Here is a 405-nt window from a genome sequence, read left to right as displayed (position 1 = left end):
TAGCGCACTTGAATGAAGTGGGTGGCGCAAACGGCATTGGTCGTTTAGACATCGTAGAAAACCGTTATGTTGGTATGAAGTCACGTGGTTGTTATGAGACACCTGGTGGCACCATCATGCTTAAAGCACACCGTGCGATCGAATCAATCACGCTAGACAAAGAAGCTGCGCACCTTAAAGACAGTGTGATGCCTAAGTATGCAGAGCTTGTATACAACGGATACTGGTGGTCACCAGAGCGTAAAGCGCTTCAAGCATTGATCGACGAGACACAAACTTACGTGAACGGTGTTGTGCGTTTGAAACTTTACAAAGGCAACGTCATCGTTGTTGGTCGTAAGTCAGAAGATACCTTGTTCGACGAAAGCATCGCGACATTTGAAGATGATGCTGGTGCATACGATC

General features: G+C 46.7%; 1 pseudogene. It reads left to right on the top strand.

From position 1 onward, the window contains the following. A pseudogene (locus A3739_RS07090) lies at positions 1-405 on the top strand (argininosuccinate synthase domain-containing protein); the annotation flags it as partial.

This window comes from Oleiphilus sp. HI0067 (assembly GCF_001635735.1).
The sequence above is the reverse complement of the archived record's forward strand: the minus strand, read 5'-3'. Positions and strand labels throughout refer to the sequence as shown.